This is a genomic window from Rhizobium indicum (genome assembly GCF_005862305.2).
GTDB classification, from domain to species: domain Bacteria; phylum Pseudomonadota; class Alphaproteobacteria; order Rhizobiales; family Rhizobiaceae; genus Rhizobium; species Rhizobium indicum.
Genome location: NZ_CP054021.1, coordinates 2389182 through 2401926, shown reverse-complemented (window position 1 = coordinate 2401926; position 12745 = coordinate 2389182). Strand labels below are relative to the sequence as shown.

14 protein-coding genes are annotated in these 12745 nt (G+C 61.9%); 9 read left to right on the top strand and 5 right to left on the bottom strand.

Annotated features, from left to right (window positions below; all coding sequences use genetic code 11):
• Positions 1–15: 15 nt before the first annotated feature.
• Complete coding sequence (locus FFM53_RS11975; RefSeq protein ID WP_138388428.1) at positions 16–627, bottom strand: HAD-IA family hydrolase; 612 nt, start codon at positions 625–627, stop codon at positions 16–18.
• Positions 628–760: 133 nt separating this feature from the next.
• Between FFM53_RS11975 and FFM53_RS11970 the strand changes: the two genes are divergently transcribed.
• From FFM53_RS11970 to FFM53_RS11960, 3 genes are all read left to right on the top strand, one after another.
• Complete coding sequence (locus tag FFM53_RS11970) at positions 761–1786, top strand: histone deacetylase family protein (protein ID WP_138332188.1); 1026 nt, start codon at positions 761–763, stop codon at positions 1784–1786.
• A 9-nt stretch (positions 1787–1795) separates the two neighbouring features.
• On the top strand, positions 1796–2371 hold the full coding sequence (recX, locus tag FFM53_RS11965) for a recombination regulator RecX (protein ID WP_138388427.1): 576 nt from the start codon (positions 1796–1798) through the stop codon (positions 2369–2371).
• 72 nt (positions 2372–2443) lie between these two features.
• The gene (locus tag FFM53_RS11960; RefSeq protein ID WP_138388426.1) at positions 2444–3355 is read left to right on the top strand and encodes an EamA family transporter; all 912 of its coding nucleotides are present in this window, start codon (positions 2444–2446) and stop codon (positions 3353–3355) included.
• A gap of 45 nt (positions 3356–3400) precedes the next feature.
• Here the strand turns inward: FFM53_RS11960 and FFM53_RS11955 are convergent, their stop codons facing one another.
• On the bottom strand, positions 3401–3868 hold the full coding sequence (locus FFM53_RS11955; RefSeq protein WP_138388425.1) for a group III truncated hemoglobin: 468 nt from the start codon (positions 3866–3868) through the stop codon (positions 3401–3403).
• Positions 3869–4040: 172 nt separating this feature from the next.
• Here FFM53_RS11955 and mbfA point away from each other — a divergent pair, with 172 nt between their 5' ends.
• Positions 4041–5024 carry an iron exporter MbfA gene (mbfA, locus tag FFM53_RS11950; RefSeq protein WP_138388424.1) on the top strand — a complete coding sequence of 328 codons (984 nt, stop codon included), beginning with the start codon at positions 4041–4043 and terminating at the stop codon, positions 5022–5024.
• Positions 5025–5318: 294 nt separating this feature from the next.
• Here mbfA and FFM53_RS11945 read toward each other — a convergent pair whose 3' ends face one another.
• Positions 5319–5918: a transglutaminase-like cysteine peptidase gene (locus FFM53_RS11945; RefSeq protein ID WP_062941438.1), complete on the bottom strand. Its 600-nt coding sequence runs from the start codon at positions 5916–5918 to the stop codon at positions 5319–5321.
• Positions 5919–6056: 138 nt separating this feature from the next.
• A complete protein-coding gene (locus FFM53_RS11940; RefSeq protein WP_138388423.1) occupies positions 6057–6908 on the bottom strand; it encodes an alpha/beta hydrolase in 852 nt (283 codons plus the stop codon).
• Positions 6909–7085: 177 nt separating this feature from the next.
• Between FFM53_RS11940 and infC the strand changes: the two genes are divergently transcribed.
• The 5 genes from infC to pheT all read left to right on the top strand — a co-directional run bounded on the left by infC (position 7086) and on the right by pheT (position 12253).
• A complete protein-coding gene (gene infC / locus FFM53_RS11935; RefSeq protein WP_072640862.1) occupies positions 7086–7622 on the top strand; it encodes a translation initiation factor IF-3 in 537 nt (178 codons plus the stop codon).
• A gap of 311 nt (positions 7623–7933) precedes the next feature.
• Entirely contained in the window at positions 7934–8137 is a 204-nt protein-coding gene (gene rpmI / locus FFM53_RS11930) for a 50S ribosomal protein L35 (RefSeq protein ID WP_012759782.1), read from the top strand.
• A gap of 38 nt (positions 8138–8175) precedes the next feature.
• Positions 8176–8580 (top strand): 50S ribosomal protein L20, encoded by a 405-nt coding sequence (gene rplT, locus FFM53_RS11925; protein ID WP_003544622.1) that lies wholly within the window; start codon positions 8176–8178, stop codon positions 8578–8580.
• Between the two features lie 150 nt (positions 8581–8730).
• Positions 8731–9813: a phenylalanine--tRNA ligase subunit alpha gene (pheS, locus tag FFM53_RS11920; protein ID WP_138388422.1), complete on the top strand. Its 1083-nt coding sequence runs from the start codon at positions 8731–8733 to the stop codon at positions 9811–9813.
• A 16-nt stretch (positions 9814–9829) separates the two neighbouring features.
• On the top strand, positions 9830–12253 hold the full coding sequence (gene pheT / locus FFM53_RS11915; RefSeq protein WP_138388421.1) for a phenylalanine--tRNA ligase subunit beta: 2424 nt from the start codon (positions 9830–9832) through the stop codon (positions 12251–12253).
• Positions 12254–12307: 54 nt separating this feature from the next.
• Here pheT and FFM53_RS11910 read toward each other — a convergent pair whose 3' ends face one another.
• Positions 12308–12667 (bottom strand): nuclear transport factor 2 family protein, encoded by a 360-nt coding sequence (locus FFM53_RS11910; RefSeq protein WP_003544625.1) that lies wholly within the window; start codon positions 12665–12667, stop codon positions 12308–12310.
• Between the last annotated feature and the right edge of the window lie 78 nt (positions 12668–12745).

The following is a 12745-nucleotide window of genomic DNA, read 5'->3' as shown; positions in this document are numbered from 1 at the left end:
TTGCGCCCGGCTCGCTCAGGCCGGCCGGGCGAAGACCGGAAGCGCGCCGCCAAGCGTCGCGCCCTCCGTCCATTGCGCCGCATTCCAGCCGAACTGCCGCGCCGCTTCGATATTTTCGGCCATATCGTCGATGAAAGCGATCTCGCCGGGCAGCACGCCGGCCCGCTCGGTCGCCAGCCGGAAGAAATCGGGAGAAGGCTTGCGGTGCCCGAGTGCTGCGGAATAGATGATATCGTCGAAATGCGCGTTAAGGCCGATCTGCTCCATCAGGTAGCGCGCCCGCCTATGCTCCTGGTTGGTCGCCAACAAGAGAGTGATGCCGCTTTGCCTGAGAGCGGCGAGCTCTTCCAGCAGACTGCGGTCGAGACGGGAATCGTTTTCGAACCAGTAGTCGATCAGTGTTTCGGCGCTGAGGTGGGGCGCGATCTTTGCGAGAACGTCGGCGAGCCTCGGTTCCAACGCCTCGCGGCCGATGATGATATCGCGCCAGTGGGTCTGGAAGAATTCCTGCTGCAGCAGGTCGACACGCAGGCCGAGGTCGCGCTCCAGATAGGTGAAGAGAGGCAGGCCGTCTACCGGACGACCATGAATGAGCACGCCGTCGACATCGACCATCAGCACTTTCATGCGGAAAATTTCCTCGTTCTCAAAACACCGGCGAAGGTGGCGTCGCTATTCCAGACGATCAAGGGCCCGCGCCACTTTTTTGTCGCGGCCGAGCCGTGTAAATCTCCATTGTCAATCAAGGGCAGGATCTGAAATGCGCGTCATCTATTCCGAAGACCACAAGCTGCGCGATGCCAGGACCGAGCTGCATGCCGGCCAGCTGGTGACGCCCTTCGAGGCGCCGTTTCGCGCCGAATGGATCCTGGCGGCGGTCAAGGAGGCGGGCTTTGCCGACGTGGTGGCACCGGATGCGCACGGGTTGGAAACGGCTCGAAAAGTGCATGATCCCGCCTATCTGGATTTCCTCGCCACCGTCTGGGACCGCTGGGTGGCGGCCGGTTTCACCGGCGAGGCGATCGCCAATTCCTTCGCCGTTCGCCGCACCAGCCAGCGCGTGCCCGACAATATCGTCGGCGCGATCGGCCATTACGCCAATGCCGCCGACACCTCGATCACCAAGGGTTCCTACGAGGCGGCAATCGCTTCGATGCGCTGCGCGATCACAGGCGCCGACTGGCTGAATGCCGGCAATCGCTTCGCCTTCGCGCTCTGCCGCCCGCCCGGCCACCATGCCGGCATCGATCTCTTCGGCGGCTATTGCTTCATCAACAATTCGGGCGTCGCCGCGCAGCGGCTGCTCGACCGCGGTGCGAGGAAAGTCGCGGTGCTGGATGTCGATTTCCACCATGGCAACGGCACGCAGGATCTGTTCTATCGCCGCGGCGATGTCTTCACCGCATCGCTGCACGGCGATCCCATGCATGCCTTTCCCTATTTCCTCGGCCATGCCGACGAGGAAGGCGAGGGGGAGGGTGCAGGCGCCAACCGCAACTATCCGATGCTGCCAGGCACGCCTTGGGATATCTGGTCTTCGGCCCTTGCCGATGCGCTCACCCGCATCAAGGCCTTCGGCGCCGAGGCGATCGTCGTGGCCCTCGGCGTCGACACTTTCGAGCGCGATCCGATCTCCTTCTTCAGCCTCACCTCCGACGATTTCACCCGCATGGGCGCGATGATATCAGCCGCCGGCCTGCCGGTGCTTGCCTGCATGGAGGGCGGCTACGGTGTGCCGGAGATCGGCCTCAACGTCGCCAACGTCCTCAAAGGTCTGGAAGCCTGATCACTGCCGATGACCGACGAGACCGTTCCATCCGATATCCCGACATCACGCATGCTGAGCTGGGCGCGCAACTCCGCTATCTATCGCCTGGAGCGGCGGATGATGACGGAAAAGCAGCTGTTTGACGCCATCACCCGCAAGGCGAAGGAGAAATTCGAGGAAATCAGCGCGGCGCAACTCAAGGCCATCGCCGATTTCGCGGTCAAATTTGCCTATGACAACAAGGTGCTCGACGACAGCGCCTATGCGGAGATCAGCACGCGCTCTGCCGTGCGCGGCGGTAAATCGAAGCGCGCGATCGCCCAGAAGCTTGCTGCCAAGGGCGTCTCCAGCGACAAGGTAGAGGCGGCGCTTGAGGAGGCAGACGATCTCTATGCGGCAGCTATATTTGCCCGCAAGCGCGCCTTCGGCCCCTTCCGCCGGGTCGAGCTCGACGAAAAGCGAAAGGCGAAAGAGCTTTCGGCTTTCGCCCGCAACGGCTTCAGCTTCGACATCGGCAGGAAGATCTTCGACATGAGCTTCGAAGATGCCGAAGAGATCATCTTCGCGGGCCGATCTGCGGCGCCTCAGCATCAGCGCTCTTGATCCCGGCATGAAAAGTTTGAATTTGGTTCTCACCCGTCTTCGGCCTAGAACCGCACCAGGATCGGGGGCCACATGGACATCAAGAATATCGAGACCGGGACAGACGGCGCAGCCTTGATTGCGCAGCCGGGCATATCGCCGACTTCGGGCGGTTTGGCGGCCGGTGTCGCCATGTGCCTGATGTCGATGTCGTCGATCCAGTTCGGTGCGGCACTGTCTTCGTCAGCCATTGCGACCTATGGCGTTGCCGGCGCTACCTGGCTGCGGCTTGCTTTCGCGGCAATCATCCTTGCCGCCGTCGTCAGGCCTTCGGTGCTGCGTTATAGCGGCGCCCAATGGCGGGCGACGTTGCTGCTCGGCACGACGACGGCTGCCATGACGCTGTGCTTCTTCGCGGCGATCCAGCGGCTGCCGCTCGGCCTGGCGATCGCCATCGATTTCCTTGGGCCGCTCTCGGTCGCCGTCTTCGGCTATGGCCTGAGCTGGCGGCTTACCTGGCCGTTGATCGCTGCGGCCGGTATTCTCTTCCTCGCCCATGACGGCGAAGGCTGGGTCGGCAATTCCTCAGGCGTCCTCTTCGCCCTCGGCTCGGCTGTGGGATGGGCGGTCTATATCCTGCTGACGAAGAAGGTTGGCGCTGCCTTCAAGGGGCTGGAAGGTCTCTCCATGTCGCTGATCGTTGCCGGCCTCGTCGCGACACCTTTCGGTCTGGCCGAGACGGGGGGCGCCTTCACGGTGGAGGGACTGGTGGAGGTTCTCGGCCTTGCCATCCTTGTGCCGCTCTTGCCCTATGCGCTGGAGATGGTGGCTCTGCGGCGCATGCCGTCGGCATCCTTCGGCATCCTGATGAGCCTCGAACCGGCGCTCGGCGCGCTGGCCGGCTTTCTGATCCTCGCCCAGCCGATGACCGCGCTGCAGATGCTGGGTACCGCGCTCGTCGTGGCAGCCAGCGCCGGCGCCACCGCCTCGGCGGCGAAGACCTAGAAAGGTGTCAGCGTTTTTCGGGGAACACCGTCTCTACAAGATGGGTCAGGCGGGTTTGCGCGCGGGATCGTCGAGCGCCGGATTGTAGAACAGCGACAGTGTCAGGCTTTTGGCGATCCGCTCCGCCGTTGCCATGAACCATGCCTTGGCCTCCGGCGTTGGCGCGATATCGTCGAGCGTTGCGGCAAACAGCGACAGCCACTTCGGAAAGAGATCGGGTGTCAGGTTTTGGACACCCGTATGCGCTTGCACCGGCTTGCCGCCATAGGCGCCGCTGCGGAAGGCGACGGCCGACCAGAAGCTCTTCATCTTCGTCATATGCTCCGGCCAGCGGCCGGACAGCTTGGCGTCGAACACCGGGCCAAGATCGGGATGCGTTAGCACGCGCGCGTAAAAGGTCTCGACCAGCCTGTCGATGAAGGCCGCGTCGACGCCCATCTCCCGCATCTCGGCCTCCGCCCTTTCGCGGATCGCCGCGACATGAGCAGGGCGGCCCTGAATGTCATTGTCCATTCCAAAACCCCGGCGCCGCGTGATGCGGCGCCCTCTCATATAGGTGTTTATCGCAGCGCGCCAAAGTCGTGCGTGCCCGCTTGCGGCAATCTGTCAGCAGCCTGCCCCGCGCACTTGACCGTTACCGCCTCCTTATTTAGATTTAGAATAATTCTAAAAATTGGAGAAGGTCATGCTGGCGCGGTTTTTCAGATCCTCGAAACGATCGTTTGGATCGCTGACCGAGCAGGAGATTCTCGCCCTGGCGATCGCCTCCGAGGAAGACGATGCCCGCATCTATCTTGCCTATGCCGACAGGCTGCGCCGCGAATTTCCGGCCTCGGCCAAGGTCTTCGAGGATATGGCCGAGGTCGAGGATACGCATCGCAAGTCGTTGATCGAGATTCATCGCCAGCGTTTCGGCGAGCGCATCCCGCTGATCCGGCGCGAGCATGTGCAGGGCTTCTACGAGCGCAAGCCCGACTGGCTCAGGGCAAACCTTTCGCTGGATGCGATGCGGCAGGAAACCGAGGCGATGGAGGAGCAGGCCTATCGTTTCTATGTCGAGGCGGCAAAACGGACCTCGGACGCCTCGACGCGTGAGCTTCTCGGCGATCTCGCCCTCGCCGAACAGGGGCATGAGGATATCGCCCGCATGCTGGGCGACAAACATACGCCCGAAGACGTCAAGCACGACGAGGACGCGACGGTGCATCGGCAATTCGTGCTGACCTATGTGCAGCCGGGTCTTGCCGGACTGATGGACGGCTCGGTCTCGACCCTGGCGCCGATCTTCGCTGCCGCCTTTGCCACGCAGGATACCTGGCAGACCTTTCTTGTCGGTCTTTCGGCCTCTGTCGGCGCCGGCATCTCGATGGGCTTCACCGAGGCCGCCCATGACGACGGCAAGATCTCCGGCAGAGGCTCGCCGGTCAAGCGCGGCCTTGCCTGCGGCATCATGACGGCGCTCGGCGGCCTCGGCCACGCACTGCCTTATCTGATCCCGCACTTCTGGACGGCGACGATCACTGCCGCCGTCGTCGTCTTCTTCGAACTCTGGGCAATCGCCTTCATCCAGAACCGCTACATGGAAACCCCCTTCCTGCGCGCTGCCTTCCAGGTGGTGCTGGGTGGCGGCCTGGTGCTCGGCGCGGGGATTTTGATTGGGAATGGGTGAGGCGCGGTCGGCGAAGCCGAGCAATCGATCCAGTGAATCGATTGCAGCGACGAACGCCCTGAGCCCAAAGCGAAGGGCCGGGAGACGGTGCGGCACATTTCTCCCCAGCGGGGAGAAGATGTCCGAAGGACAGATGAGGGGGGTGAGGAGCGGTAGCGACGAACGCCTTGAGCGCAGCGAGAGGCAAGTAACGGCGGACAACTCGCCTCTAAAACTGACCTGGCGCGAACGGAGAGACGCAAAAACAAAAAGGCCGGCAAACCGCCGGCCTTTCCACATTCTCTATTGCAGCCCTTACCGCAGCGCGCCGACCAGAACGTCGCGGCCGTTCTCGATGGTGACCCAGCGGCCGGCATTGTAGCTCGACTGGCGCTTAACGAAGGAATAGGGGGTTCCGAACCACGGCTTGACGTCGGCGGCGAGGTTGTCGAGCACGAAATCGCCCTCGGCGGTGCGCAGCGTCAGCACGGCATGGCCTTCACCATCAGGCTTGCGCACGACGGTCATCAGCAGGTCGGCAGCCGAAAAGCCGCGCTGGATCAGCATGCGGCGCTTCAGCAGCGCGAAATCTTCGCAGTCGCCGGCGGTGGTCGGATAGGCCCAGACCTCATCCTTGCCGTAGATTTCCTTGTCGGTCATCGGCGTGATCGTACGATTAACCGTGGCGTTGACCGAACGCACGAGCGACCACTTCCCCGGGTTCATGGCGACCGGGCCTGCATTGCGGTTTGCGCCGCATTCACTGCGGTGGATCTGACAGAAATCGTAGTGGCCGATCGGCTGTGAGGTGGCATTGCCCGTTACCATTGAAGCATTTCTGCTTGGGGCCGGTATGGCGGCCGTCGCCATCGCAAACACGGCCATCATGGCCACAAAGATACCCTTGATCCGCACGCCCGCTCTTTCCTTGCATCGCCCCTTATTTATTAACAAAGTGTTAATGGAGAGGGCCCAAAAGAGTCAATCGTTACTTCTTGGGGGGACCTTACGACTCGCCGACATGGTTAAAATGCAACGGGTTGGGGACCTGCATCAGGCGAATTTATCCGCCTCTGCCGTTCTAGTGGGCATCTGCCTATTTGTTGATGAACGGATGATGCCTTTGACGGCACTCAGGAGAAGAGCGATATCGCCGGGGCGCGAAAGGCGATGGTCGCCGTCGCGGACGAAGGTCAGCACCACGTCGTCGGCGGGAAGATGTTCGACCAGTTTCATCGCATGCGCATGCGGCACGTCGGCGTCTTTCATGCCCTGGAGGATATGCACCGGGCAGCCGGTTTCTATGATGCCGTCGAGCACCCGGTTCTTTCGGCCGTCCTCGATCAGCGCCCGCGTATAGATGTTGGGTTCCGGGCTGTATTGCGAACGCTCTTCGAAATAGCCGCGCTCGGCCAGCGATTTGCGCTCTTTTGCCTTGAGGTTCGGCTCGATCAGCTCCGAGGTAAAGTCGGGGGCGGGCGCGATCAGCACCATCCCTGCGAGCGTCACGCCGCCCTGCCGCGCAAGCTCCTGTGCCAGCCTGAGCGCGATCCAGCCGCCCATCGACGAGCCGACGAGGATCACCCGATCGGGCGCGACATGACGGATGACGGCAAGCGCCTCCTCCAGCCAGCGCGAGATCGTGCCGTCGCCGAAATTGCCGCCGGAAAGTCCGTGGCCGGAATAGTCGAGGCGGATGCAGGCAAGCCCAAGTTCTGCCGCCAGCCCGTCGAGTTCCACCGCCTTGGTGCCGCTCATGTCGGAGCGGTAGCCGGACAGCCAGACCAGCGCCGGTGCACCATCGCCGGCTTGCGCCGGGCGGACGAGCATGGCGATCTCACGCGCCGCTTCGCCCTCGCCAACCGTCAGGAACTGCGGCGCGGAATCGGGCATCTGATCGGACATCGGCGAAACTCCTGTTGTTTTGGCCTATAAAACAGATTCTTGGCAGGCTGACAGCGGGTGATTTTTCCGCTAAAGGATGATATTGACTCCGTTGCAGCGATGACGCGACACGTTTGTGCCCCTAATCGGGAGCGCGATGCTGCAACGTTCCGAAAACAACGCGAGGAGAATACGACCATTCGCAGACCTTTTAAAACCGATGCGCCCGTGAAGGACGGACCGCGCTCGAACCGTGAAATCCGCATTCCCAAAGTTCAGCTGATCGGAGCTGATGGACAGAATGTCGGCATCGTGCCCACCGACCAGGCTTTGAAAATGGCGGAAGAAGCCGGCCTCGATCTCGTCGAAATTTCCCCCAATGTCGAACCGCCGGTGTGCAAGATCCTCGATCTGGGCAAGCTGAAATATGCTAACCAGAAGAAGGCTGCCGAGGCGCGCAAGAAGCAGAAGATCGTCGAAGTCAAAGAAATCAAGATGCGCCCGAACATCGACACCCATGATTATGAGGTGAAGATGAAGGCGATGGGTCGCTTCTTCGACGAAGGCGACAAGGTCAAGGTGACGCTGAAGTTCCGCGGCCGTGAAATGGCCCACCAGGAACTCGGCATGAAGCTTCTGCAGCAGGTCAAGGCCGATACGATCGAGTTCGCCAAGGTCGAAGCCGAACCCAAGCTCGAAGGCCGCCAGATGATGATGGTGCTGGCGCCGAAATAAGCGCCAGGCAGTTTTTCGCCCAAGGCCGTCCGCAAGGGCGGCTTTTGTGCTTTCTGCCACTGTATTTTGGGAGCAGCGAAGATTCCTCCGCCGCCCCGTTGCACTTTCATGACGCTGCGGTTATAAGCGCGCGTCCGAACTGACCGGCAGGGCATGCCGTGGCAGTTTCGAATGCTTGCGGAACGGTTCGTCGCCGATGCCGCAGATCAACAACAAACGCTCCCGCACCTTGTTGCGACGGCCGGAGAACCGGACTTCGCGAGAAGGGCTTTTTTGATAAAGCGCGCAGGGAGGACAGAAGGAGTAGCAAAATGCCCAAGATGAAGACGAAGTCCTCTGCCAAGAAGCGGTTCAAGATCACCGCGTCAGGCAAGGTCAAGGCTGCCGCTGCCGGCAAGCGCCATGGCATGATCAAGCGTTCCAACAAGTTCATTCGCGATGCACGTGGCACCATGGTTCTCGCAGAACCGGATGGCCGCAAGGTTATCAAGAATTACCTGCCGAACGGTCTCTGAGACTCGTCCGCGAACGCTAGATTTAAGGAGATCATGATATGGCACGTGTAAAAAGAGGCGTCACCTCTCACGCCAAGCACAAGAAGGTTCTGAAGGCCGCAAAGGGCTTTTACGGCCGCCGCAAGAACACCATCCGTACCGCCAAGGCTGCTGTCGATCGTTCGAAGCAGTACGCCTACCGCGACCGCAAGGTCAACAAGCGCAACTTCCGTGCGCTTTGGATCCAGCGTATCAACGCCGCTGTGCGTGAATTCGGCCTGACCTACGGCCGCTTCATCGACGGCCTGAACAAGGCTGGCATCGAAGTCGACCGCAAGGTTCTCTCCGACATGGCGATCCACGAGCCGGAAGCATTCGGCGCGCTGGTCAGCGCTGCCAAGAAGGCTCTTGAATACCTCAAGGAAGCCGGCACGGCGAACGAGTTTGAAGGCGCGGTCAAGTAACCAGCGCTTCCCAAGCTTTTGAATTTATGATTTTGGGAAACCCGCGCTGGTTTGGGCTAGCGCGGGTTTTTCTTTCTTTATATTCCTGGCGCCGGTCGGCGCCGCCCGCCTCCCGATCGCCCGCCTGATACTGGACGGAAAGAAGTGACAATGTCAGATATCGACCAGCTCAACACATCGCTGCTCGCCGAAATCGCCGCCGCCGATGACGAGACGGCGCTCGAAGCCGTGCGCGTTTCCGCCCTTGGCAAGAAGGGCTCTGTCTCAGAACTGTTGAAGACGCTCGGCGCCATGACGCCCGAAGAGCGCCAGAGCAAGGGTGCTGCGATCAACGTTCTGAAGAACGCGGTGACCGAGGCGCTCACCGCCCGCAAGACGACGCTCCGGCAAGCGGCAATCGATGCGCGGCTGAAGGCCGAAACGGTCGACGTCAGCCTGCCGGTGCGCTCTTCGCCGGCCGAGCGCGGCCGCATTCATCCGATCAGCCAGATCGTCGACGAGATCACCGCGATCTTCGCCGACATGGGTTTCTCGATCGCCGAAGGTCCCGACATCGAGACCGATTATTACAATTTCACCGCGCTGAATTTCCCCGAAGGTCATCCGGCCCGCGAGATGCACGACACCTTCTTCTTCAATCCGGATGAGAATGGCGAGCGCAAGGTGCTGCGCACCCATACCTCGCCGGTGCAGGTGCGCACCATGGAGACGCAGACACCGCCGATCCGCATCATCATTCCCGGCAAGACCTACCGCCAGGACTCGGACGCCACCCATTCGCCGATGTTCCATCAGGTCGAAGGCCTGGTCGTCGACAAGAAGGCCAATGTCGCCAACCTCCGCTGGGTGCTGGAAGAATTCTGCAAGACCTTCTTCGAGGTCGACAGCGTGACGATGCGTTTCCGCCCGTCCTTCTTCCCCTTCACCGAGCCCTCTTTCGAGGTCGATATCCAGTGCGACCGCTCCGGCCCGATCGTCAAGTTCGGTGAGGGTACCGACTGGATGGAGATCCTCGGCTGCGGCATGGTCCATCCGAACGTGCTGCGTTACGGCGGGCTCGATCCGGACGAATATCAGGGTTTTGCCTGGGGCATGGGCCTCGATCGCATCGCCATGCTGAAATACGGCATGCCCGACCTGCGCGACTTCTTCAACGCCGACGTCCGCTGGATGACGCATTACGGCTTCCGCCCGCTCGACATGCCGACGCTGTTCGGCGGCCTCAGCGCTTGAACGGAGAATTGGGACGATGAAATTCACGCTCTCCTGGCTGAAAGAGCATCTGGAAACGGATGCCGGCCTCGATGAAATCTGCACGCGCCTCACCGAGATCGGGCTGGAGGTCGAGGATGTCGACGACAAGGCGGCCTTCAAGCCCTTCGTCATCGCCAGGGTCGTCTCGGCCGAAAAACATCCGCAGGCCGATCGCCTGAAGGTGCTGATGGTCGATACCGGTTCCGGCGCGCCGGTCCAGGTCGTCTGCGGCGCCCCGAATGCGCGCGCCGGTCTTGTTGGCGCCTTCGCAGCGCCCGGAACCTATGTTCCCGGTATCGACGTGACGCTCGCCGTTGGCAATATCCGCGGCGTCGAAAGCCATGGCATGATGTGCTCCGAAAAGGAGCTGCAGATCTCCGACAGTCACGACGGCATTATCGACCTGCCGGACGACGCGCCTGTCGGCACGAACTATGCGACTTACGCTCATCTTGACGATCCCCTCATCGAGATCAACCTGACGCCCAACCGGCCGGACTGCACCTCGATCCACGGCATCGCCCGCGATCTCGCAGCCTCCGGTCTCGGCACGCTGAAGACGCGGCCCGCACCGTCCTTCGTCGTCGAAGGTGAGACGCCGGTGAAGCTGACGCTCGATCTCGATGATCCGAAGCTTTGCCCGGGCTTTGCGCTCCGCCTCGTGCGCGGCGTCAGGAACGGCCCGAGCCCGCGCTGGATGCAGCAGCGGCTGATCGCCATCGGCCTGCGCCCCATCAACGCTCTGGTCGATGTCACCAATTACATGACCTTCGATCAGGGACGGCCGATCCACGTCTTCGATGCCGCCAAGATCAACGGCAACCTGACCGTCCGCCGTGCCGCCGAAGGCGAGACGGTGCTGGCGCTCGACCAGCGCGAATACAAGCTCTCGCCGAGCAACGTCGTCATCTCCGATGAGAATGGCATCGAGTCGATCGGCGGCATCATGGGCGGCGAACATTCCGGCTGCGACGAAAACACCGTCGACGTGCTGATCGAATCCGCTCTCTGGGACCCGATGAACATCGCCAAGTCAGGCCGCGGCCTCGGCATCATCACCGATGCCCGCTACCGCTTCGAACGCGGCATCGATCCGGACTATATGGTCCCCGGTCTCGAACGCACGACGGAACTGGTGCTGGAACTTTGCGGCGGCAAGGCCGCCAAGGCCGAGATCGTCGGCTACCAGGGTTACGAACCGAAGATCGTCGATTTCCCCTATTCGGAGGTCAAGCGCCTGACGGGCCTCGACGTTTCGAATGAGGAAAGCAATACGATTCTGACACGTCTCGGCTTCACCGTCTCCGGTTCCGGCGAGCGCGTCTCCGTTGCCGTTCCCTCCTGGCGCCCGGATGTCGATGGCAAGGCCGATCTCGTCGAGGAGGTCATGCGCATCCACGGCGTCGACAATATCAAGCCGGCGCCGCTCGAAAGCCATGCGGCCGTCAACGGCAAGATCCTGACGACGCTGCAGATCCGCAGCCGCCTCGCTAAGCGGGCGCTCGCCGCGCGCGGCATGCTCGAAGCCGTCACCTGGTCCTTCATTCCGGAAGACCAGGCAAAGTTGTTCGGCGGCGGTTCGCCGACGCTCAAGCTTGCCAACCCGATCGCCGCCGAAATGTCGGATATGCGCCCGTCGCTTCTGCCGGGCCTGCTGACCGCCGCGCAGCGCAATGCCGACAAGGGTTACGGTGACGTCGCGCTCTTCGAGGTCTCCGGCACTTATGAGAACGACAGGCCGGACGGTCAGCGCCGTGTGGCCGGCGGCATTCGCCGCGGCACGGCCTCGCATGCCGGCGCCGGTCGCGCCTGGTCGAACCCCGCCAAGGGCGGCGGCAAGCCGGTCGACGTCTTCGACGCCAAGGCCGATGCGCTTGCCGTCATCGAAGCCTGCGGCCTGCCGATGGGCAATATCCAGATCGAGCAGGGTGGACCGGAATGGTATCATCCCGGCCGCTCCGGCACGATCAAGATGGGGCCGAAGGTCGTGCTCGGCTATTTCGGCGAATTCCATCCGCTGACGCTGGAGGCGCTCGATGTCTCCGGCGCTCTCTGCGGCTTCGAGGTCTATGTCGACGCCATGCCGGAGGCCAAGCGCAAGGCGACGCGCACCAAGCCGGCGCTCGAGCTGTCACCCTTCCAGGTGGTGCGGCGCGACTTCGCCTTCGTCGTCGATAAGACGGTGGAAGCCGGCGCCATCGTCAAGGCCGCCACAGGCGCCGACCGCAAGCTGGTGACCGGCGTCAATGTCTTCGATATCTTCGAGGGCGCATCGGTTGGCGACGGCAAGAAATCGGTGGCGATCGAGGTGCAGATCCAGCCGGTCGAGCGCACGCTGACGGACGAGGATTTCGAAGCGCTGACGCAGAAGATCGTCGCCAGTGTTGCGAAATTCACCGGCGGTGTCCTCAGAAGCTGAGCTTCATTCAACGTCGTCAAACAATGAACCGGTCGCAAATAGCGGCCGGTCTTTTCACCGATGCAGATGGAAGAGTTTGCTGACGATCGTCCAGCGGCCGTCGATCTTCAGCAGCGAGAGATAATCGGTAAAGCGCATGCCGGCGAAATCGTCGGTGACCTTGACGCTTGCCGCATCGCCCTCGACATCGACGCTCTGAATGTCCATGTAGGGCTGCGTGCCGGGCGGGGCCGGCTCCTCCTGTAGGATCGCGGCGATGAATTCGTCCCGCGTCAGCCATTCGACCGCATTTTCGTAATGGCCGATGATCGAGCTTTTCGGATGAAAGGCCTTTTTCAAGGCTGCCTCATTGGCGAAGGCCATGCCTTCGACATAGAGATGAACCGTCTGTTCGACTGCCTGCCTGTCCGACATATTGTCATCCCGTTCTCAGAGATGGCGTTAGATAGTTTCGCCAAGCCCGAAGGCAAGCCCGGCCGGTTGTGGCCGACC

Bases quoted from the DNA above. Each gene is read 5' to 3' on its own strand.
- FFM53_RS11975 (WP_138388428.1), bottom strand. From the start codon at position 627: ATGAAAGTGCTGATGGTCGATGTCGACGGCGTGCTCATTCATGGTCGT.
- FFM53_RS11970 (WP_138332188.1), top strand. From the start codon at position 761: ATGCGCGTCATCTATTCCGAAGACCACAAGCTGCGCGATGCCAGGACC.
- recX (WP_138388427.1), top strand. From the start codon at position 1,796: ATGACCGACGAGACCGTTCCATCCGATATCCCGACATCACGCATGCTG.
- FFM53_RS11960 (WP_138388426.1), top strand. From the start codon at position 2,444: ATGGACATCAAGAATATCGAGACCGGGACAGACGGCGCAGCCTTGATT.
- FFM53_RS11955 (WP_138388425.1), bottom strand. From the start codon at position 3,868: ATGGACAATGACATTCAGGGCCGCCCTGCTCATGTCGCGGCGATCCGC.
- mbfA (WP_138388424.1), top strand. From the start codon at position 4,041: ATGCTGGCGCGGTTTTTCAGATCCTCGAAACGATCGTTTGGATCGCTG.
- FFM53_RS11940 (WP_138388423.1), bottom strand. From the start codon at position 6,908: ATGTCCGATCAGATGCCCGATTCCGCGCCGCAGTTCCTGACGGTTGGC.
- rpmI (WP_012759782.1), top strand. From the start codon at position 7,934: ATGCCCAAGATGAAGACGAAGTCCTCTGCCAAGAAGCGGTTCAAGATC.
- rplT (WP_003544622.1), top strand. From the start codon at position 8,176: ATGGCACGTGTAAAAAGAGGCGTCACCTCTCACGCCAAGCACAAGAAG.
- pheS (WP_138388422.1), top strand. From the start codon at position 8,731: ATGTCAGATATCGACCAGCTCAACACATCGCTGCTCGCCGAAATCGCC.
- pheT (WP_138388421.1), top strand. From the start codon at position 9,830: ATGAAATTCACGCTCTCCTGGCTGAAAGAGCATCTGGAAACGGATGCC.
- FFM53_RS11910 (WP_003544625.1), bottom strand. From the start codon at position 12,667: ATGTCGGACAGGCAGGCAGTCGAACAGACGGTTCATCTCTATGTCGAA.